This window comes from Bordetella sp. 2513F2 (genome assembly GCF_054642735.1).
Genome location: NZ_CM137755.1, coordinates 4157576 through 4178451, shown reverse-complemented (window position 1 = coordinate 4178451; position 20876 = coordinate 4157576). Strand labels below are relative to the sequence as shown.

Annotated in this window: 20 protein-coding genes; 7 read left to right on the top strand and 13 right to left on the bottom strand. The window is 69.7% G+C overall.

The window, feature by feature from the left end; genetic code table 11:
* Positions 1-20: 20 nt before the first annotated feature.
* The 5 genes from xerC to ACYBYQ_RS19735 are packed head-to-tail and all read right to left on the bottom strand — an operon-like array spanning position 21 to position 4400.
* Positions 21-980, bottom strand: a complete 960-nt coding sequence (xerC, locus tag ACYBYQ_RS19755; protein ID WP_459616121.1) for a tyrosine recombinase XerC — start codon at positions 978-980, stop codon at positions 21-23.
* 14 nt (positions 981-994) lie between these two features.
* Positions 995-1675, bottom strand: a complete 681-nt coding sequence (locus ACYBYQ_RS19750) for a DUF484 family protein (RefSeq protein ID WP_459616120.1) — start codon at positions 1673-1675, stop codon at positions 995-997.
* A gap of 12 nt (positions 1676-1687) precedes the next feature.
* Complete coding sequence (gene dapF, locus ACYBYQ_RS19745; protein WP_459618829.1) at positions 1688-2599, bottom strand: diaminopimelate epimerase; 912 nt, start codon at positions 2597-2599, stop codon at positions 1688-1690.
* Positions 2600-2652: 53 nt separating this feature from the next.
* Positions 2653-3543, bottom strand: coding sequence for a lysophospholipid acyltransferase family protein (locus ACYBYQ_RS19740; RefSeq protein WP_459618828.1), 891 nt, complete (start codon positions 3541-3543; stop codon positions 2653-2655).
* Positions 3543-4400 carry a lysophospholipid acyltransferase family protein gene (locus ACYBYQ_RS19735; protein WP_459616119.1) on the bottom strand — a complete coding sequence of 286 codons (858 nt, stop codon included), beginning with the start codon at positions 4398-4400 and terminating at the stop codon, positions 3543-3545. Before ACYBYQ_RS19735 ends, ACYBYQ_RS19740 begins: the two co-directional genes overlap by 1 nt.
* A 264-nt stretch (positions 4401-4664) precedes the next feature.
* Here ACYBYQ_RS19735 and metK point away from each other — a divergent pair, with 264 nt between their 5' ends.
* Positions 4665-5828: a methionine adenosyltransferase gene (gene metK, locus ACYBYQ_RS19730; RefSeq protein WP_459616118.1), complete on the top strand. Its 1164-nt coding sequence runs from the start codon at positions 4665-4667 to the stop codon at positions 5826-5828.
* A gap of 129 nt (positions 5829-5957) precedes the next feature.
* On the opposite strand, the gene ACYBYQ_RS19725 is transcribed toward metK, so the two are convergent.
* On the bottom strand, positions 5958-6929 hold the full coding sequence (locus ACYBYQ_RS19725) for a LysR family transcriptional regulator (protein ID WP_459616117.1): 972 nt from the start codon (positions 6927-6929) through the stop codon (positions 5958-5960).
* A 142-nt stretch (positions 6930-7071) separates the two neighbouring features.
* On the opposite strand from ACYBYQ_RS19725, the gene ACYBYQ_RS19720 reads away from it, so the two are divergent.
* From ACYBYQ_RS19720 to ACYBYQ_RS19710, 3 genes are read left to right on the top strand one after another with little or no spacing between them, the layout of a single operon-like run.
* The gene (locus ACYBYQ_RS19720) at positions 7072-8058 is read left to right on the top strand and encodes a Bug family tripartite tricarboxylate transporter substrate binding protein (RefSeq protein WP_459616116.1); all 987 of its coding nucleotides are present in this window, start codon (positions 7072-7074) and stop codon (positions 8056-8058) included.
* 51 nt (positions 8059-8109) lie between these two features.
* Positions 8110-9333, top strand: a complete 1224-nt coding sequence (locus ACYBYQ_RS19715; protein WP_459616115.1) for a CaiB/BaiF CoA transferase family protein — start codon at positions 8110-8112, stop codon at positions 9331-9333.
* Entirely contained in the window at positions 9330-10100 is a 771-nt protein-coding gene (locus ACYBYQ_RS19710; RefSeq protein WP_459616114.1) for an enoyl-CoA hydratase/isomerase family protein, read from the top strand. Before ACYBYQ_RS19715 ends, ACYBYQ_RS19710 begins: the two co-directional genes overlap by 4 nt.
* 11 nt (positions 10101-10111) lie before the next feature.
* On the opposite strand, the gene ACYBYQ_RS19705 is transcribed toward ACYBYQ_RS19710, so the two are convergent.
* From ACYBYQ_RS19705 to ACYBYQ_RS19680, 6 genes are all read right to left on the bottom strand, one after another.
* Positions 10112-10858 carry an arylmalonate decarboxylase gene (locus ACYBYQ_RS19705; RefSeq protein ID WP_459616113.1) on the bottom strand — a complete coding sequence of 249 codons (747 nt, stop codon included), beginning with the start codon at positions 10856-10858 and terminating at the stop codon, positions 10112-10114.
* A gap of 2 nt (positions 10859-10860) precedes the next feature.
* Positions 10861-11808, bottom strand: coding sequence for a Bug family tripartite tricarboxylate transporter substrate binding protein (locus ACYBYQ_RS19700; protein ID WP_459616112.1), 948 nt, complete (start codon positions 11806-11808; stop codon positions 10861-10863).
* 45 nt (positions 11809-11853) lie between these two features.
* Positions 11854-12651 carry a GntR family transcriptional regulator gene (locus ACYBYQ_RS19695; RefSeq protein ID WP_459616111.1) on the bottom strand — a complete coding sequence of 266 codons (798 nt, stop codon included), beginning with the start codon at positions 12649-12651 and terminating at the stop codon, positions 11854-11856.
* 89 nt (positions 12652-12740) lie between these two features.
* A complete protein-coding gene (locus ACYBYQ_RS19690) occupies positions 12741-15239 on the bottom strand; it encodes a branched-chain amino acid ABC transporter ATP-binding protein/permease (RefSeq protein WP_459616110.1) in 2499 nt (832 codons plus the stop codon).
* Entirely contained in the window at positions 15236-16114 is an 879-nt protein-coding gene (locus tag ACYBYQ_RS19685; protein WP_459616109.1) for a branched-chain amino acid ABC transporter permease, read from the bottom strand. The genes ACYBYQ_RS19690 and ACYBYQ_RS19685 overlap by 4 nt, the downstream gene beginning before the upstream one ends.
* A 21-nt stretch (positions 16115-16135) precedes the next feature.
* Positions 16136-17326 carry an ABC transporter substrate-binding protein gene (locus ACYBYQ_RS19680; protein WP_459616108.1) on the bottom strand — a complete coding sequence of 397 codons (1191 nt, stop codon included), beginning with the start codon at positions 17324-17326 and terminating at the stop codon, positions 16136-16138.
* 235 nt (positions 17327-17561) lie between these two features.
* Between ACYBYQ_RS19680 and ACYBYQ_RS19675 the strand changes: the two genes are divergently transcribed.
* Genes ACYBYQ_RS19675 through ACYBYQ_RS19665 form a run of 3 tightly spaced genes read left to right on the top strand, consistent with a single transcriptional unit; the run spans position 17562 to position 19950 of the window.
* Complete coding sequence (locus ACYBYQ_RS19675; RefSeq protein ID WP_459616107.1) at positions 17562-18512, top strand: polysaccharide deacetylase family protein; 951 nt, start codon at positions 17562-17564, stop codon at positions 18510-18512.
* 23 nt (positions 18513-18535) lie between these two features.
* A complete protein-coding gene (locus tag ACYBYQ_RS19670) occupies positions 18536-19309 on the top strand; it encodes a GntR family transcriptional regulator (protein WP_459616106.1) in 774 nt (257 codons plus the stop codon).
* A 5-nt stretch (positions 19310-19314) separates the two neighbouring features.
* Complete coding sequence (locus ACYBYQ_RS19665; RefSeq protein WP_459616105.1) at positions 19315-19950, top strand: flavin reductase family protein; 636 nt, start codon at positions 19315-19317, stop codon at positions 19948-19950.
* Positions 19951-20034: 84 nt separating this feature from the next.
* Here ACYBYQ_RS19665 and ACYBYQ_RS19660 read toward each other — a convergent pair whose 3' ends face one another.
* Positions 20035-20733, bottom strand: a complete 699-nt coding sequence (locus tag ACYBYQ_RS19660; protein WP_459616104.1) for a GntR family transcriptional regulator — start codon at positions 20731-20733, stop codon at positions 20035-20037.
* Positions 20734-20876 lie beyond the last annotated feature (143 nt).

Here is a 20876-nt window from a genome sequence, read left to right as displayed (position 1 = left end):
GGCAGGACGCGCCGGCCGCTCTACGATTTGCGGCCGGCGCGGGGATGGGCCTGGTCGTAGGCCTTGGCCAGGTGCTGGAAGTCGAGCCGGGTGTAGATCTGCGTGGTGGAGATGTTGGCGTGGCCCAGCAGCTCCTGCACGGCGCGCAGGTCCTGCGCCGACTGCAGCACGTGGCTGGCGAAGCTGTGCCGCAGCACGTGCGGATGCACGCGCGCGGCCAGCCCGGCCGACTGTGCCAGCGCCGCCAGGCGGGCCTGCACCACCCGGGGCGCGATGCGCCTGCCGCGGGCGCCCAGGAACAGCGCCGCCGAATCGGCCGGATCGTTGCCCGGCCCGCACAGCTGCGGGCGTGCCTGCAGCCAGCGCCGCAGGGCCTGCAGCGCCGCCTGGCCCACGGGCACGGTGCGGCGCTTGTTGCCCTTGCCCAGCACCGTGACCTCGGCTTCGTCCAGGCTCAGCCAGCCGCGCGATTCATAGCCGCCCTCGCGCACGTACTGCCTGTCCAGGCCCACCAGCTCGGACAGGCGCAGGCCGCTGGAATAGAGCAGCTCGAACATGGCCACGTCGCGTATCGTGGCCGGGTCGTTGGAGAGGCGGGCGGGGGCGTGCTCGAGCAGCCCTTGCGCCTGTTCCACCGACAAGGCCTTGGGCAGGCCGCGGGGCGCCTTGGGCGCGCGCACCCCCGCCACCGGGTTGCCCGGCAGGCCGGCCGCGGGGGCCCACCATTGGTAGAAGCCGCGCCATGCAGCCAGCACGCGCGCCAGGCTGCGGGGGCCCAGCCCCTGCGCGTGCAGGCGGGCCACGAACTGGCGCACATGGCCGTTGGCCAGGCGTTCCAGCGGCAGGCCGGCCTGCGCGGCGAGCTCGGCCAGCCGGCGCAGGTCGCGCGCATAGCCGTCGAGCGTGTGCCCGGAATAGCGCCGGTTGGTGCGCAGATGCCCCAGCCAGGCCTGTATGGGGTCGGCGGCGGGGGCGGGCATGGCCGGTGGGATCCTCAGGCCGCGGGCGCGCCGGCGAGCCGCTGCAGCGCCGCCGAGGCGAGCCGGCCGATGGATTCGAGGAAGGCCGTGCCCATCTCGGGATCGAAGCGCGCCGGATCGTCGGAGCCCAGCACCAGCAGGCCGACGCTGGCGGCGTCCTCGGCGGGCCGCAGCGCCACCAGGGCCAGCGATTGCGGCGTGGCGTCGAGCCAGGACACTGCTTCGAATCCGGTGTCGTTGCCGCAATAGGGGGTCTTGAGGCTGTCGGCGAACGTGCGCACGTCTTCGCTCACCGCAGCGCCGTAGGCGCTTTCCGGGGCCAGCCCAGGCAGGTTCCACAGGCGCAGCGCCACGTGGTTGAGCGCGAACTGCTCGGCCACGCCCAGCGCGATGGCTCCCGGGATGTGCTGCGGATCGGACTCGGCCGCCAGCCTCGCGCTCCATTGCTCGATATGGCGGCCGATGGATTCATTGGCGTTGGCGTTGCGCACCAGCTCGTCGATGCGCCACTCCAGCTGGCGGGTGCGCTCGCGCAGGGCGAGGATCTGGCGCTCGCCCAGTGAAATGGCGTGCGCCGTGTGGGGATGCGGCACCCGCAGCGACGCGAACACGTCGGCGTGCTGGGCGAAGAACGCGGGATGCTCCTGCAGGAAGGCAGCGATTTCCTGGGCGGTATAGGACGTAGTGGCAGTCATGGCAGGGGCGCTTCAGCGGTTCATGGCCAGGGAGAGGACCAGTTTGTCGATATCGATGCGGCCGTCGAACACGGACACGGCGGGGCCCGTCATGCGCAGCTGCGCGCCGTTCCAGGCCACCGTGAGCACGCCGCCGCGGGTGTGCACGCGCACCGGGCTTTGCAGCAGGCCGCGGCGTATGCCGGCCGCCACCGCGGCGCAGGCGCCGGTGCCGCAGGCGAGGGTCTCGCCGGCGCCGCGTTCGTAGACGCGCAGCCGCACGGCGTGCGGATCCAGCACCTGCATGAAGCCGGCATTGACGTGCCGGGGGAAACGGCGGTGCGATTCCACCAGCGGCCCCACCACGCCCACCGGATAGGCGTCGACGTCGTCGACCACCTGCACCGCGTGCGGGTTGGAGATGGCCACGATGGAGAGGTGCGCGGCATCGGGCGCGCCGGCCGGAGCCTCCAGCGGCAGCGTCCAGACGGTGTCGTCGTGTACGGCATGCGAGGCCAGCCCGGCGGTATCGAAGGGCAGGGCCTCGGGATCGAAACGGGTGACGCCCATCTCGACCGTGACCTGTTCGTCGGCGCCCTGGTCCAGCACGATGACGCCGGTGGCGATCTCGGCGCGCAGCGGGTTGCGGTCGGACAGCCCCTGCTCGTGCACGAAGCGCACGAAGCAGCGTGCGCCGTTGCCGCAATGCTCCACCTCGCCGCCATCGGCGTTGAAGATGCGGTAGCGGAAGTCGGCATCCGGAACGGTGGCCGGCTCGACCAGCAGGATCTGGTCGGCGCCCACGCCGAAATGCCGGTCGGCCAGGGCGCGCGCGCGCTCGGGCGTCATGGCGATGTCTTGGCGCACGCCGTCGAGCACGACGAAGTCGTTGCCGGCGCCGTGCATTTTGGTGAAGTTCCAGATCATCGTCGGATTATCGCGCAGAAAGCCGGCCGCAGGGCCGCACCCCGGGCGCGGGACGCCCTTTGCCGTTGCTTTCAATAGAGCTTGGGCTCCCCGGGCGGGCGGGTCTTGAACCGGCGGTGCACCCAGTAATACTGGCTGGGACAGCGCCGGACCCAGGATTCGATCGCGCGGTTCAGGCGGGCCGTGGCGTCCTCCAGGGAGTCGTCGCCGGGGAAGTCGGCCAGTTCGGGCAGGACTTCGACCCGGTAGCGGCCGGTGTCGGGATCCCAGAAATCGATCACCGGGATGACGGCGGCCTGCCATTTGCGCGCGAGCTGCGCGGTGGCCAGCAGGGTGGCGGCGGGCACGCCGAAGAACGGCACGAAGACCGAGCCTTCGCGGCCGAAATCCATGTCGGGCAGGTAGTAGAGCGGCCGGCCGTCGCGCAGGTGCCGCACCATCTCGCGGGCGCCGTCGCGGCGGCTGACGAGATGCACGTCGTTGAAGCGGGCGCGGCCGGCGCGTACCACGGCGTCCACGGCGGGATCGCTCTGCGGCGTGTACATGGTGGCGCCGGTGGGCGCTTCCATGGTCAGGCGCGTGGCGGCGGCGTCCAGGCCGATGAAGTGGGGCGCGAGGATGATGACGCGCCGGCCCTGCGCGACCACGTCCCGGATGTGCGCATAGCCCGACAGCGAGACCATGTCGCGGATGGCCTCCGGGGTGCCGTACCAGAGCACGCCCCGGTCGACGATGGACTGGCCCAGCGCGCGGAAATGCGCGCGCATCCAGGCTTCGCGCGTTTCGGCCGGCTGCTCGGGGAAGCAGAGCTCGAGATTGCGGCGCACGATGCGCACGCGCGAATGGGCGAGCCGCAGGGCCAGCCAGCCGAGCGCGGCGCCGGCGTGCTGCCGGGTGGCCGGCCGCATGCGCGCGAACCAGCGCAGCAGGGCGGTGAGCGCGCGGAACTTCAAGCCGTGCATCATGCGGCGCCCGCCGTGTCGGGTGGCGGCGGCGCGCCGCGAGGGCGCTTGTAGCGGTTGTAGCCCCACAGGTACTGCTCGGGAAAGCGCCGTATCAGCGCTTCCATCGCGGCGTTGAAGAGGCCCGCCTGGGCGGCCGCGTCGTCGGGCAGGGGGTCGGGTACGCGCATGTGGTGCACGCGCCAGCCGCGGCCGCCCGGCAGGCGTTCCCCGGCCGACAGGATAACCGCCACGCCGGTCTGCGCGGCCAGCTTGCCGGGCAGCGTCATGGTGTAGGCCGGCCGGCCGAAGAACGGCACCCATACGCCATCGCCCACGCCCGGCGCCTGGTCGGGCAGCATGCCCACGGCCTCGCCGCGGCGCAGCGTGCGCACGAACTCGCGCACGCCGTGCATCGTGGCCGGCACGGCGCGGATGCTGGAGGTGTTGCGGGCGGTTTCGAGCACCGGCGCCAGGACGGCCTTGCGCGGCGGGCGGAACATCACGGTGAGCGGCGTCTGGCGGGCCAGGTAGCGCGCCACCACGTCGAAGTTGCCCAGGTGCGGCGTGAGGAACAGGATGCCGCGGCCTTCGGACAGCGCCTGCGCCACCACGTGGTCGTCGTCGCAGACCACCCGCTCCATGCACTCGTCGTTGCGGAACCAGACTTTCGGCAGTTCCAGGATCATGGCGCCGATCTCGCCGGCCGCGCGCCGCGCGAAGGCGGCGTCGGGATAGCCCGCCTGCGCAGCGTTGGCGCGCAGGCGCCGGCGGTACTTGGTGGGGCACGCATAGAGCAGGCGTCCGACCAACCGGCCCAGGGTCTGTGCGAGCGGAAGCGGCAGGGTGGCGAACAGGCGGACTAGGGCGAGCAGCATGCGTGGGACGGTATACGGCGTGGGCGGCCGGCCGGCGCTGCGGCGGCCGGCACGGAGGCGGTATTTTCGCCTAAAATGGCGCGGTCGCCGAGTTAACCGACAACTTGCGGGGCGACGACTGCCGGGGGCGCCTGCGTGCCCGGCGGCCAAATCCGCTAAAGCGTCGCGCCCAGATCCGTTCGCCAGCAGGTATCGGTGCGGGGTGCAGCGCGCCTCGTTCAACCCTGTGCGCCGGTACGGTACCGGCTCCATAAGGACGCATCTGTGGCCAACAACGATTTCCTCTTCACTTCCGAATCCGTCTCCGAAGGGCACCCCGACAAGGTCGCCGACCAGATCTCCGACGCGGTGCTGGATGCCATCTTCACGCAGGATCCCAACGCCCGCGTGGCCGCCGAAACGCTGTGCAACACCGGTCTCGTGGTGCTGGCCGGCGAGATCACCACGACCGCCAACGTCGACTACATCCAGGTCGCGCGCGACACCATCCGCCGCATCGGCTACGACAACACCGACTACGGCATCGACTACAAGGGCTGCGCGGTGCTGGTGGCCTACGACAAGCAGTCGCCGGACATCGCCCAGGGCGTCGACCGCAGCTCCGACGACTACCTCAACCAGGGCGCCGGCGACCAGGGCCTGATGTTCGGCTATGCCTGCGACGAAACGCCCGACCTCATGCCCGCGCCCATCTGGTATGCGCACCGCCTGGTGCAGCGCCAGAGCGAACTGCGCAAGGACGGCCGCCTGCCGTGGCTGCGTCCGGACGCCAAGTCGCAGGTCACGTTCCGCTATGTCGACGGCCGCCCGGTCGAGGTCGACACCGTGGTGCTGTCCACGCAGCATGCGCCCGAGATCTCGCAGGAGACCATCCGCGAGGCGGTCATCGAGGACATCATCAAGCCCAGCTTCCCCGACGGCCTGATCACCCCCAAGACCAAGTTCCTGGTGAACCCCACCGGCCGCTTCGTCATCGGCGGCCCGCAGGGCGACTGCGGCCTCACGGGCCGCAAGATCATCGTCGACACCTACGGCGGCGCCTGCCCGCACGGCGGCGGCGCGTTCTCGGGCAAGGACCCGTCCAAGGTCGACCGCTCGGCTGCGTACGCCGCGCGCTACGTGGCCAAGAACGTGGTGGCCGCCGGCCTGGCGCGCCAGTGCCAGGTGCAGGTCAGCTACGCCATCGGCGTGGCCGAGCCCATCAACATCACGGTCTACACCGAAGGCACCGGCGTCATCCCCGACGACCAGATCGCCAGGCTGGTGCGCGAGCACTTCGACCTGCGCCCCAAGGGCATCGTCAACATGCTCGACCTGCTGCGCCCCATCTACGCCAAGACCGCGGCCTATGGCCACTTCGGCCGTTCCGAGCCGGAGTTCTCCTGGGAAGCCACGGACAAGGTCCAGGCCCTGAAGCAAAGCGCCTGAGGCCACGGCGCTCCGCTGACGAACCCCGCCACCGTGCGGGGTTTTTCTTGGTGCGGCTGCCACGCGCCCTGGTCGTTGCGTGGCGGGCCGGTGCGCATGCCGGAAGTTCCGCGTTGCGCCGGTACTCCTTCATGCGTTGCGGGCGGGGCCACGCAGCATGCGCACGGGCCAGGTTCCCTCCTCGGTGAGTTGGCTGACGGTATCCGCGATCAGCTGTGTCACCGCAGTGACTGCCATGGTCTTGGGGGAGGAGGGCTTGGTGCAGAGAAAAACAGGCCGTGTCAGCCTGGATCCCGGGAACCGCAACACCCGCACGCCGGAGGCAGAGGGGTCGTCCACCACTGCGGCGTAGGAAAGAATGGTGGAGCCGATGTCGGAGGCGGCCAGCCCGATCAGCTGGGGGGTGGTATTGACTTCGGCCACGATATCGAGCTGCACGCCGGCCCTGGCGAGGTAATCGTCGAGCCTGCTGCGCAGGCTGTGTGTGCGCGTGGGCAGGATCATGCGGAATGCCGCCAGTTCTTCGAGCGCGATGCTTTGCCGCCGTGCGGCCTTGCTGTCCAGCGCATGCCGCAACTGCGCGGGAGAACTGATGAACACCAGTTCCTCGTCGAGCAGATGGGTGTAGTGCAGCCCATTGTGGTCATCGGCTCCGAACGTCATGCCGATGTCGATGTCTCCCTTGGCAAGATAGCCAGGTATGTAGCCCGAACTCAACTCGATGATCTGGAAGCGGATCCCGGGCCACCGGGCCAGCACCGCCGCCACCAGGGGCACGGTAAGGAAGCGCGCCATGGACTGCGGCAAGCCGATGGCAACGTGGCCGCTGGGTACCCGGATATGCTGGCTGACTTCCTCGTAGGCCAGCTCGGCCCGGCGAAGGATGTCCTTGGCGTGCACCAGCAGGCGCTCGCCGGCATCCGTCAGCCGCACCCCCTTGGGCAGGCGCTCGAACAGCGGGGTGCCGAGCATGTCTTCGATGTGCTTGATATGCACGCTCAAGGCGGGCTGGGCCATGTGCTGCATGGCAGCCGCGCGCGAAATCGACCCTGCCGTGGCCACGGCCAGGAAGTTGCGCAGGTCCCGCAGGTCCAGTGTCATGGGCGCTTGCTCCATTCCTATACGGATATTCGTATGGAAGGCATACGAACATAATATTTGAATAATATTAAGCCCTCCTCGATAGTGCTGGCTCTGACGAGCGCCTGTGCAAAGGCGCGACTGACAATCCAGGAGGAGATCGATGAACTGCATGAATCGCCGCCAGTTCGTTGGCGCCGCTGTGGCGGCACTGACTGCAGGCATGACGGCTCCAGGCCGGGCGCTGGCCCAGTTGGGGAGCAACCCGCAACCTGCCCGCATCGTCGTGCCGTTCTCGGCCGCGGGCCCCACCGATTTCATCGCCCGCCAGTTTGGCCAGGTGCTTGCGCGCGAGCTGGGCGTGCCCGTGGTGGTCGAGAACAAGGCGGGGGCGTCCGGGAACATCGGCACGCAGTATGTGGTGGACAGCGCGCCGGACGGCGCCACCCTGGTGCACATGACCGCCGCCATGCAGGCGATCAATCCCATCATGTATCCCGAGGCGCGGTTCGATCCGGAAACGGACCTCATACCCATCGGCATCACCGGTTCGCTGGCCAACGTCCTGGTAGTGCATCCCGACAGCGGCATGAAAACCATCGAGGACCTGGTCGCGAAAGGCAAGAAGAGCGAACTCACCTTTGCCACGTTCGGGCCGGGGACTTCGCCTCACATCTATGGCTCCCTGCTGCGCAAGCTCACGGGTATCAAGGCCATGCCGATCGCCTACAAGGGCAGCGGCAATGCCAAGGCCGACATGCTGGCCGGCCGGATCGATTTCATGTTCGACAGCATGACGACGGCCGTGGGTACCGTGACGGGCGGGCAGTTGCGCGGTCTTGCCATAACGTCCGCCCAGCGTTCTGCGCTGCTGCCCGACGTCCCGACCCTGGAGGAAAAGGGGTATGGCGGAACCAACCTGAATTTCTGGTTCGTGCTCCAGGCGCCAGCCCAGACCCCGCCGGACGTCGTGCAGCGCCTGAGGGAGCTCGTGGAGCGTGCGGCGCGGGATCCCGGCTACCAGAAGGGCGTGGCCGAGCGCGGCGTGGACAACCTCGTCGTACCTGCAGACAAGGTCGCGGATTTCGTGCGCGAGGATACGCGGGTATGGCGCGAAGCCGCCCGCGAAATGGGCATCAGGCCGGAATAGCGGCGGGCCGATCGCGTGGGATCAACAAGGCATGAACGAACGGGGAGCAGCATGCAGCCATTGGCCGGATTGAAAGTCGTCGACCTCTCCAAGGTGCTGGCCGGCCCGCTTTGCGGGCAGTACCTGGGCGAGCTGGGCGCCGATGTGATCAAGGTCGAACCGGTGGGCCTGGGCGACGATACGCGCGGCTGGACGCCCACGGCGGGCGGGGAGTCGACGATCTTCCTGGCCGTCAACCACAACAAGCGCAGCATCGCGCTGGACCTCAAGTCCGCCGAAGGGCGCCGCATCGTCCACGAGCTGGTCGCCGGGGCCGATATCATCCTGCAAGGGTTCGGCAGCGGAACGGCAAGCAAGCTGGGCGTGGACGCCGAAACGCTGTCGGCGCTCAATCCCAGGCTGATCTACTGCGAGATCAGTGGCTACGGGCGTACCGGCCCGATGGGCGACGAGCCCGGGTATGACGTGATGCTGCAGGCCTTCAGCGGCATGATCAGCACGCTGGGGCACCCCGGGGGCGACTATGCCCGGGCGAGCTTCTCGCCGGTGGACATCGGTACGGCCATGTTCGGTCTGAGCGGCATCCTGGCGGCCGTGATCGAACGCCAGCGCACCGGCAAGGGGGTTTATGTCGAGCTGGCCCTGCTGGATACCGCGCTGGGCTTCATGAGCTACATGGCCCAGACGTACTGGCATACCGGGACCGAGCCCCGCCCCATGGGCACGGCGCATCCCAGCATGTGCCCGTACCAGGCGTTCCAGGCCAAGGACGGCCCGATCATGCTGGGCGCCGGCAACGACGCGCAGTGGCGCCGCTTCTGCGAAGTGGCGGGTCTGCAAGACTACGTGGCCCATCCCGACTTCGCCACCAATGCACGGCGCCTCGGCAATATCGAGCGCACCGTGGCGCTCGTGCAGGAGAAGATGATCCAGCGTACCGTGGCCGAGTGGGTCGAGATACTCAGCCGGGCCAAGGTGCCCTGTTCTCCCATCCATACGCTCGGCCAGGCGCTCGCGCACCCGCAGGTGCAGGCGCGTGAGCTGATCGCCCACAGCGACCATCCGCTGCTGGGAGCGCTCAAGCAGGTCGGCCTGCCCGTCAAGTTCCAGAACGAGCCCAGGCGCGCGAAACGCCCGCCTCCGCTTCACGGCCAGCATTCGGCAGAGGTCTTGAGGGAACTCGGCTACGACGACGCCGCAATCGACAGCTTGCTGGCGCAGTCCGTGATCCAGACGGTCCGGCAACCGGAACACAAGACAGGAGGCGAGCAATGATTCATTACGATGTGCGGGAGCAGGTGGCGGAAATCCTGTTCGATAATCCGCCGGTCAACGCCTTGTCCGAGCAGATGCTGGACGATTACCTCGACGCGCTGCATCGGGCCGCGCGCGACCCTGCCGTTCGCGCCGTCATCGTGGGCAGCGCCGTGCCCGGCAGGTTCTGCGCGGGACTCAACCTGGCAGCCATACACTCGGGAGACCATGCCCGGGTGCGGGCGTTGCTGGAACGGCTCTATGTGCGCAACACCGATGCGCAGTTCGGCATGGGCAAGCCCACCATTGCGGCCATCGATGGCACGGCCCGCGGCGGCGGCATGACCCTGGCCATCTCCTGCGACCTCATCGTGGCCGGGGAGGGCGCCACTTTCGGCTATCCCGAGATCGACGCAGGCGTGCCGCCTTCGATTCATTTCACGCATCTGCCGCGGATCGTCGGTCGTCATCGCGCCTTCGAGCTGCTGTTCACCGGACGCAGCTTCGATACCCAGGAGGCCTGCAGGCTGGGCCTGGTCTCCCGCGTGGCGCCTGCGGGTGAGGCGCTGGCGCAGGCCAGGGAGCTGGCCCGGACCTTGTGCGGCAAGTCTGCCGAAGTGATCCGCCATGGTCGTGCGGCCTTCATGCACGCCAACGACAACGGCTATCGCGCTGCGGTGGCCGCCGCCGCAGACAGCTTCTGCCAGGCGGCAACGCTGGACAGCGCCAGGGAAGGCATTGCCGCATTCGTGGAGAAGCGCAAGCCGGTGTGGCCGCAGCCGGAATAGGACTGCGGACGCTACCCGATGGCGAGCAGGCGGCCGCGGCCGGCAATGGGGACGCCGTGCCCGGCCACGCGCACGGCATCCCAGAAGCCGGCCGGCGAGCTGGCGACCACCGGCACGCCGAGCCGGCGCTCGACTTCGGGCACCACGTCGATGGTGTGCAGCCCGCCGCACGACAGCAGGATCGCATCGCTGGACGGTGCGGCCGCGTGGACCTCGCAGCACAGGTCGACCAGGGTCTGCGGGCCGACCTGCTGCATGGCGTCCACGCCCGTGACGCCCAGCCCGCGGCAGACGGTGACGTCGAAGCCGGTGTCGGCCATGTAGGACTGCAGGGTGCGATTGACCGCGTCGACGTAGCCGGTGGCGACGGCCACGCGCTGGGCGCCCAGCGCGCGTAGGCCGCGCACGATGGCGGCGCTCATGGTGGTGCACGGCAGGCCCGTGGCCTCGCGCAGCTGCGCGAGCAGCACGTCGTTGGCCGGGGCGCCGCGATAGAAGCTCAGCGACGTCCCCATGAGCGACACCGCCTGCGCGCCCGCCTGCCGCAGGGCCACGGCATGCTGCACTACCGAATCGATCACGCCGTCGTAACCCTGCGGGGTCACGGATTCCAGGGCGAGGCCGCGGGCGACGAAGCGCACATGGGGATAGAGCACGGGGCCGTCGGGGGGGACCCTGCCTTGGGCCGGAGGGACGATCAGGCCGATCAGCGGGCGGTCGTCGGCTGCCTGCGCGGCGGAGGTCTGGTGTGAGGCCATGGTCAATTGAATTCCAGTTTCGACTTTTCGATCACCTCGACCCAGCGGCGTTCCTCGGCGGCCATCCATCCGGCCAGTTCGGCGGGAGGCCGGTAGCGGGCCACGGCGCTCTGCTTGAGGTAAGTGGCTTGCAGCGCCGGCGACTGCAGTGCCTGCGAGAGCGCCTGGGCAAGCGGCCCGATCACCTCCGCCGGCGTGCCGGCAGGCGCCAGCAGGAACAGCGCCGGCAGCGCCTCGAAGCCCGGCAGCACCTCGCGGATGGCGGGCACGTCGGGCAGGCCGGGGAAGCGCTCGGGGGCCAGCACGCCCAGGATGCGCGCCCTGCCGCCTTCGGCCTGGGGGATCACGGCCTGCAGGCCCGATATGGATACGTCCACGTGGCCGCCGATCAGCGCCTGCACCGCGGGGCTGCCGCCGCTGTACGGCACGTGCACCAGGTCGGCGCCGCTCATCATCTTGAAGAGTTCGCCGCCGAGGTGGTGCATGGAGCCTATGCCCACCGAAGCGTAGGTATGGCGCCCGGGCTCGGCGCGGGCCATGTCGATCAAGCCTTGCAGGTCGCGCGCAGGGCTGGCCGCGGGCACGGCCAGCGCCAGGCCGGCTTCGCCCACCCCCGCCACCGGCGTGAAGCTGCTGCGCAGGTCGTACGTGATCTTGTCGTTGATGTGCGGCGCCAGCAGCAGCGACGAGTCGGCGAACAGCAGCGTGCTGCCGTCCGGCGCCGCGCGCATGACGGCGCTGGCGGCGATGGTGCCGCCCGCCCCGGCCCGGTTCTCGACGATCACCGGGCGGCCCAGCGGTCGGGACAGCGCTTCGGCAAGCGAGCGCGCCAGGGTGTCGACGCCGCCGCCCGGCGCGAAGCCCACGACCAGGGTGAGGGGTTGCGGCTGGGCGCGGGCGCCCGGCGCGATGAGCAGCGCGCAAGCCAGCGCAGCCGCGAGCTTAGGCATCAACCTCGACATGGCAGGCCTCATCGATGACGTGTGTGGGATGGATCAGCGCGCGGCGCGCGGGGCGGCGCCGCGGGTTCCGTCCGGCATGTCGAGCGGCGCGTGCATCCAGTGCAGCGGGATGACGCAGGCCCGTTCCGGCGGGCGGGACGCACGTGTATTTCGCGGACCGTCTGCATACAGCCCTGCGGGGAACCGGGCCAGGAATCCGGAGAAATCGGCATGGCCCTGCACCACATGGTGGGTGGCAGCCCGCCGGGCCGCCGGCGCGTCGCCATCCAGCACGGCTTCCAGGATCGCGGCGTGTTCGCGCCATGAGCACGCCATGCGGTCTGCGTCGTCGAAGTGCCGCATGCGGTAAGGGTGGGTGCGGTTGCGCAGGTCGCGGATCTGCCCGGCCAGGTGGGCATTGCCCGCGGCGGTGTACAGCGCTTCGTGGAAAGCGTTGTTGGCGCTGTCGTAGCCGCCGGCCCGCTGCGCCGCCTGCCCCGGCCGGCCGGAACGGTGGGCGCGGGCCAGGGCGTCGCGCCGTGCGGCTGTGATGCGGCGCGTGGCCAGTTCGGCGCACAGGGCCTCGAGATGGGCCAGCGCCTCGAACATGTCGGCAAGCGCTTCGGCGCCCAGTTCGGCCACGAAGATGCCCGTGCGCGGCACGATGCGCACGAAGCCCAGCGCAGACAGCTGCAGCAGCGCGTCGCGCACGGGCGTGCGCGACACCTGGTATTGGGCACTGAGGGCTTTTTCGTCGAGCGGCATGCCGGGATGCAGGCGCGCGCTGACGATGTCTTCTTTCAAGCGGGCCAGGATGCGGTCCGAGGCGGTGGCGCTGTGCGATGCGGGCATGGGGCGTCGGGCGGCGATGCGGGATGTCGGCCCATTATGGGAAGCGCATCCTGATATATCAAGGCGGCGGAAACCCTGTGCGGGCCGGCTCATCCGCCCAGATAGGCCTTCGCCAGGCCGCCGTCGGCCGCGATCTCCTGCGCCGTGCCGTGGGCGGCCACGCGGCCCGATTCCAGCACATAGGCGCGGTCTGCCAGCGACAGCGCCAGCGCAGCCATCTGGTCCACCAGCAGTATGGTCATGGATTCGCCGCGCAGGCGGTCGAGCACGCCGTAGAGCTCGTCGATGATGCGGGGCGCCAGGCCCAGCGAGGGCTCGTCCAGCAGCAGGATGGCCGGCCGCGCCATCAGGCCGCGCGCGATCGCCAGCATCTGCTGTTCGCCGCCGGAGAGCAGGCCGGCGCGCTGGTGCAGGCGCTCGCGCAGCCTCGGGAAGCGGTCGAGCATTTCTTCCACGCGGGCTTCGCGCCCGGCCGGGTGCAGGAATGCGCCCAGGCGGATGTTGTCGAGCACGCTGAGGTCGGGGAAGACCTGGCGTCCCTCGGGCACCAGCACCAGGCCGTGCGCCACGATGCGGTCGGCGGGCAGCGCGAGGAGGTCGTGGCCCATGAAATGGGCGCCGCCCTGGGCCGGCCGGTGCAGGCCCGCCAGCGTGCGCATCAGGGTGGACTTGCCGGCGCCGTTCGCGCCCAGCAAGGCCACCATCTCGCCGCGCCGCACCTGCAGGTCGATGCCATGCAGCACCGGGTTGGCGCCGTAGCCGGTCGTGAGCGATCCTACGCCCAGCACTTCGGCCGCGGGGGTACTGCCGGCAGCCGCGCGCGGTCGCTCGGCGGGCTGGCGGGCGCCGGCGGCCTCGCCCAGGTAGGCCTGGCGCACGGCGGCCGATTGCTGGATGGCCTCGGGCGTGCCGGTGGCCAGCATCTGGCCGGCGTCGATGGCCACGATGCGGTCGGAGGCCGACATCACCAGCGGCATGTCGTGTTCGACCAGCAGCACGCCGGCGCCGGTGCCGGCGATGCGGCGCAGCAGCTCGCGCAGCCGGGTCTTGTCTTCGCGCGACAGGCCGGCCGCGGGTTCGTCCATGAGCAGGATGTCGGCTTGCGTGGCCAGGGCGCGCGCGATCTCCACCAGCCTGCGGTCGACGTGGGGCAGGTCGGCCGCGGGCGCATCGAGTTCGCCTGCGTAGCCGCAGAAAGCCAGCAGCGCGCGGGCCCGCTCGCGCGCATCGCGGGAACGGAAGCGGCGGGCCGAGAGCAGGCCGCCGAGGCGGCCGCGCTGCAGGCCCAGCGCCACGTTGTCTTCCACGCTGAGCGTGTCGAACAGCAGGGACGTCTGGTAAGTGCGGGCTATGCCGCGCCGCGCCACGCGGTGAGCGGGCATGCCGCGCAGTGTTTCGCCGCCCAGCCGCACTTCGCCGCCGGTGGGGCGGTAGTAGCCGCTGAGCATGTTGATCACGGTGGATTTGCCGGCGCCGTTGGGACCGATCAGGGCCAGGACCTCGCCGGGAAGCAGCTGGAACGACAGCGACTGCACCGCCTGCACGCCGCCGAAGCGCATCCCGAGATCGTCGGCATGCAGCGCCGGGCGCGTGCGCGCCGCGGTGGCGGGCGGCGTATCGTGGGCCGGGGCCAGGCGCGCCGGACCTGAGCGCCTGCGCCGCCAGCCCGACACCCACCCTGCCACGCCCTGCGGCGCGGCCCACAGCACCACCAGCAGGAAGGCGCCGAAGAACAGCAGGCGGTACTCCTCCATGCCGGCGAGCACTTCGGGCAGCAGGCCCACCACCACGGCGCCGATCAGCGGGCCGGCAATCGAGCCTGCGCCGCCTATGGTGACGGCCAGCACGAAGAGGATGGACTGCATGAAATTGAAGTTGTGCGGGGTGATCATGCCCGTGAGCGGCGCGTACAGGCCGCCTGCCAGGCCGACCAGGGCGGCGGACACCGCGAAGGCCACCGTCTTGACGGCCAGCGGATTGATGCCAATGGCCTCGCTGGCAGTCTCGCTGTCTTTGACGGCGCGCATGGCGGCGCCCCAGGTGCCGCGCGACAGCAGCGCGTAGCCGGCCAGGGCCGCGAAGGCAGCCACGATGGCCAGCATGGCCACGCCGCGGTCGCCGGATGCCAGCCCGCCGACGTCGGGCTGTACGATGCCCATCAGGCCGTTCTGCCCGCCGGTGAGCTCGCCGCCCTCGATCAGCGCATGTTCCACGATGAAGCCGAAGGCGATGGTGATCATGGCGAGGTAGGGGCCCTTGACCCGCAGCGCGGGCACGGCCAGCAGGCAGCCGAAGGCGCCCGCGACCAGCGCGGCCACGGGCCAGGCCAGCCAGAAGCTCCAGCCGGCCTGTCCGGTGAGGATGGCCACCGCATAGGCGCCGATGGCATAGAAACCCGCATGGCCGAACGACATCTGCCCGGTGAGGCCCAGCAGCACGTTCAGGCCGATGCTGGCCAGGGCCAGCAGCGCGACGTTGCCCAGCACGAAGACGTAGTAGCCGTTGACCCGGGACGCCAGCACCAGCGCCGCCACGGCCAGCAGGAGATAGACGGCCGCCTGGGCCGTGCCGTGCATGCGGAATTTCATACCTTCCTGACCTCGGCACGTCCGAAGATGCCATTGGGCCGCAGGGCCAGCATGGCGATGACCAGCGTGAAGCTGATGATGTGCGTATAGCCCGAGCCCAGCGCCACGGTGATGAGCGCTTCGGCCGCGCCGAACAGCAGCCCTGCGATCATCACGCCCCAGGCGCTGGTGATGCCGCCCAGGATGGCCACCACGTAGGCCTTCAGGCCGAACAGCGTGCCCATGTCGGCCTGCACGTTGAAGAGCGGTGCGACCAGGGCGCCGGCCACGCCGGCGAACAGCGTGGAAAGCGCGAAGGCCGCCATGATGGCGCACCGCACGGGTATGCCCATGAGGCGCGCGGCGTTGGGGTTCTGCACCACGGCCAGCAGCGCCACGCCCCAGCGGGTGCGGCGCGAGGCGGCATGCAGCAGCGCGGCCAGCGCCAGGCCCACCGCCGGGATAAGCAGCTGCAGCGGATACACGCCCAATCCCAGTTCGCCGATCTGCAGCGGCGTGCGGGCCAGCGGCGAGGGCAGGCTGCGCGGCTCCTTGCCGAAGGTGAACATCACCAGGTTGTCGAGCACGATGCCCAGCGCCACCGTGGACATGAGCCATGCATTGGACCCGCGCCGCGCGAACGGCCGCACCGCCAGGAACTCGACCACCAGGCCGTAGGCGGCGCACAGCGCCAGGGCCAGCACGATGGCTGCCGCCATGGGCCAGCCCAGGGTCTGCGCGAAGGTGTACGTCAGCACCGCGCCCAGCATCATGGAGCTGCCCTGCGCGAAATTCACCGTGCCGGAAACGGCATAGGTGAGGTAGAAGCCCAGGGCCATGAGGCCGTACATGCTCCCCAGGCCCAGGCCGCTGATCAGTGCGGACGTCCACAACATGCGGTTCTCCCGGCGTATCGCCTACCTGGCGCTGCCCACGGGCAGGATCTGGTTGTCGACGAAATGGGTCCAGACGTAGTCGTTCTCGCTGAGCGCATCGTGGCGGCCGGGCGCGAACGGCTGTTCATAGGTCTTGATCAGGCCCTCGTACTTGCCGATCTTGTAGAACCCCTGGCGGATCGCGTCGCCGTCGGTGGAGCCGGCCTGTTCGATGGCCAGCGCGGCCAGGCGCATGCCGTCGTAGGCGTTGGCCACGCCCACTGCCGGCGTGACGTCCTGCGGGCCCTTGATGTCGCTGTACCGGGCCTTGAGCGCGTTCATGACCTTCTCGCCCATGGGGCCCTGCTGGCCGAAGAAGCTGTAGGTCTGGATGAAATGGACGTCCTGGGCGCCGGGGCCGGCCAGTTCGGTGAAGCGCCCGCCCGCCGGGCCCCAGTGCGACACCACCGGCACCTTCCAGCCCATGCGCTCGAGCGACTTGACCACCTGCGCCGAAGGCCCCACGTTGCCCACCAGGAACAGCGCGTCGGCGCCAGCGGCCTTCAGGCGGCTGAGCTGCGGCACGACGTCGAGATCGCTGGGCTGGAATTTCTCGACGCCGGCGGCTTCGATGCCGGCTGCGGCCAGCGCCGCCTTCAGGCCTTTTTCGTTGGATTCGCCCCAGGGGTTGTTGACCAGGATCATGCCGGGCTTCTTGCTCTGGAACGTCTTGCCGGCGTACTGCACCATGGCCTTGTCGACGATCTCGTCCATGGCGGAGACGCGGAACACGAAATTGGGATTGCCCTTGTTCTGCGTGATGCCCGTGCCGGCCGCCCAGGGGCCGACGAAGGGCATCTTCTCCTGGTTCACGATGGGCACGATGGCCATGGACACGGGCGTATCGAGGCCGCCGAACAGCACCGCCACCTTTTCCTTGTAGATCAGCTCGCGGGCCGCGGCCATGCCCTTGGCGGGATTGGCCTCGTCGTCGCGCCGCACCAGTTCGAGCTGCCGGCCGCCCAGCAGCCCGCCCTGGGCGTTGATCTCGTCGATCGCGATGGTGAGGCCGCGCGTGATGGCTTCGCCGGCGCGGGCCGATTCGCCGGACAGGGCAGTGATCAGCCCGATCTTGATGGGCTCGGCGGCCAGCGCGACGGGCGGCAGCAGGCCGGCGCACAGCAGCGCGGCACCGATGCCGGTGGCGAGGAAAGTGCGGCGGGAGAGGGTCATGAGGCACTCCTGGATGTGGAATGGTTCTTGCATGTAGGGTGGGGTGTGGCCCGCAATGCCATGCAATATCCGTGCCAAACGGCCTGCGCCCAGGTCTGCGGCATCGGGCTGCGGACCCCATTGCATCCAGGAACGCCCATGGTTTGCGCACAATTCTTGGCATGTATGTCGCCAAGGTTTGTCTACAAAACATGGGTTCTATTGAGCACAATCATGCATCAGGATTTGCACCAGAATGAGTCAAGGCGAGCTGCAAGGCACTAGAACGAGGCAGGACGGCGCCCCGCCATACGGTCCCCTGGCCGACCACGGCCGCTTTCCCTACAGCGCCATCCACCGCCGCGCCGACTACTGCTGGCCCAACGGAGCCCGGCTGGCCGTGTATCTCGGCTTCAACATCGAGCACTTCGCCTTCGGTTCGGGGCTGGGAGCCGAGCTGGGGCCGCCTTCGCCGCAGCCCGACGTGCTCAACTACGCCTGGCGCGAATACGGCAATCGCGTGGGGGCGTGGCGCTGCCTCGACCTCTTCGACAGCCTGGGCCTGCCCGCCGGCGCGCTGATCAATACCGCGCTGCTGGATCATTGCCCGGAGCTCGTGCAGGCCTGCCTGGACCGCGGCGACGAGCTCATCGGGCATGGCCACTCCAACGCCTACCGCCAGGGCGACCACACCGAGGCCGAGGAACGCCGGCTCGTGGAGTACTGCCGCGACCGCATTGCCGCCTTTGCCGGCCGCCCGCCCGCTGGCTGGCTCTCGCCCTGGATATCCGAGAGCCGCGTCACCCCCGACCTGCTGGCCGAGAGCGGCTACCGCTACACGCTGAACTGGTGCCACGACGACCAGCCGGTGCGCATGGCCACCCGGGCCGCAAAGGCCGGCGCACAATTGTGGTCCGTGCCTTACCCGCAGGAACTCAACGACATTCCCATGATCATCGCCCGCAAGATGGACGGACGCGATTTCGCCGACATGATCCTCGACCAGTACGCGGAGATGCAGGCGCAGTCGCGCGCCCAGCCCCTGGTGATGGGCATCGCGCTGCATCCCTACATCGTCGGCCAGCCGTACCGCCTGCGCCATCTGCGGCGGGCGCTGGCGCCGCTGGCCGCCGCGCGCGACCGCGGCGAGATCTGGTTCACCACCCCCGGCGAGATCTTCCGCCACGTCGACGGACTGCCTGCCTGAACAAACGCCATCGCCCCGCCTCCATGCCCAAGTCCGTTCCGTCCCGCCGTCCTGCTGCCGATGCCGCGGCGCAACCCGCGCGCCGCGGCGCGCGCGGCGCCGTGCGACCGGCCGCCTCCGCCCAGCCCGACGAGCCCGTCGAGCAGCGCATCTACCGCGCCGTCTTCGAAAGCGTCATGAGCCAGCGCCTCACGCCGGGCACCAAGCTGCCGGAAGCCGCGCTGTGCGAGCTCTTCGGCGTCACGCGCTCGGTGGCGCGCAAGGCGCTGCAGCGCCTGGCCCATGATCATGTCGTGGACCTGCACCACAATCGCGGCGCCGTCGTGGCGGAGCCCACGCCCGAGGAAACCCGGCAGATCTTCCAGGCCCGGCGCGCCCTCGAGGCCGCCATCCTGCCGCTGGCCGTGCGCCACGCCACCAGGGCCGACTTCGCCTCGCTGCGCAAGCAGCTGCGCGACGAGCACGCGCTGCTGCACCGCGCCGGCCAGCCCGCCTGGGCGCGCCAGGCCAGCGCCTTCCACACCCGGCTGGGCGAGCTGTGCGGCAACGCCATCCTGCAGGGCTACCTGTCCGAGCTCGTGTCGCGCTGTTCGTTGATCGTGGCCCTGTACGAACCGCCCGGCAACGCAGCCTGCGAGCATGACGAGCACGTGCTCATCGTCGACCTGATGGAGCGCGGCCAGACGGCCGAGGCCGTCAAGGTCATGGACGCGCACCTGGCAGACCTCGAGCAGCGCATCAGCCTGGAGCGCCCGCAACCCGCACACACCCTGGCGCAGATGCTGGGACTGGCCTGAGAACCATGGAAATCGACTTCGCCCGCATCACCGAGCACCAGCGCTACAAGCTCATGGCCAGCCTCATCGTGCCGCGGCCCATCGCGCTGATCACCACCTTGTCGGAAACCGGCGTGGTCAACGCTGCGCCGTTCAGCATGTTCAACATGCTGGGCGAGGAACCGCCCATCGTGATGGTGAGCATCAACCGGCTGGATGGCGGCGCGCTCAAGGACACGGCGCGCAACATCGCACGCAGCGGCGAGTTCGTGGTGCACCTCACCGACGAGGCCATGGCCGAACAGATGCATCGCTGCGGCGACCCGCTGCCGCCGGACGCCAGCGAACTGGCCCATGCGGGGCTCGACGCCGTGCCGTCGCGCTGCGTGACGCCGCCGCGCATTGCGCAGGCCCCCGTGGCCTTCGAGTGCACGCTGTACGAAACCCTGGAAACCGCCAGCCGGCAGATCTTCATCGGCCAGGTGCGCTGGCTGCATGCGCGCGACGGCCTGATCGACACGCAGGCCTGGCGCGTGCGCCTGCAGGACTACTTCCCCGTGGGGCGATTCGGCGCAAGCTTCTACGTCACCACGCGCGACCGCTACGCCCTGGGCCAGGAGGCCGGTCCGGACCCGCGCAGCACGCCTATCGACGAGATCTGAACGTCGCGCACCTGGGCTCACGTCAGGTACGTGGACGTTGCCGGCCAACCATGGACGCCGGCCATCCGTCCTGAACGCGTAACCCTAGCCGCGCCCGCGCCGGGGCTGCATCCGGCTGATCACCTTCAGGGCCACGGCGGCGGTGAGCTCCATGTGGCGGATGCAGGCGTTCCAGGCGGCCTGCTCATCGTGGGCTTCGATGCCGTCCACGATGGCGGACATCTCGGCATGCGACTGCTTCACCCGGCCCGGGCTGGTGATGGAGGTGGCGCGCAGCCGCGCGATGCGGCCGTGCATGAGGCGCAGGGTCTCGGCCAGGGTGGGATTGCCGCAGCCGGCCAGCAGGACTTCGTAGAAGGCATTGATGCTGGCCAGCTGGCCGGGCACGTCTCCCACGTCGATCTCGGCCTGCAGCCGGTCCAGCGCGGCGCGCAGGGCCTGGCGTTCCTGCGGGCTGGCCAGCGCGATGAAGTTCTTGGCCGCCAGGCCTTCCAGGACGCCCCGCACCTGGTAGATGTTGGCGGCTTCCTCGGCAGTGAGCGTGGCCACCACGGAGCCGCGGTTCGGCGCGCTGTAGACGAAGCCTTCCATTTCGAGCTGCAGGATGGCTTCGCGCACCAGTGGGCGGCTGGCCTGGGTGAGGGCGCAGATCTCCCGCTCGATCAGGCGCGTGCCCGGCAGCAGCCGGCCCGACAGGATGGCTTCGCGCAGCTGGTCGGCCACCTGCATGCGCTTGGAGGCAGCGGGGCGGGCGGCATCGGGAGCTGCGGAGAGACTGGGCATTGCACGGGTGCGGAAGTCGGAGACCGCCAACTATACCGTCTGCCATGCAGGCCGGCCAGAAAGACAAACAGGCTTGTTTTGTCTGACAATCAAGGTTAGATTGTCATTCTTGCCGCTGAGGCATGCCTGTTCGTTTCATTCGT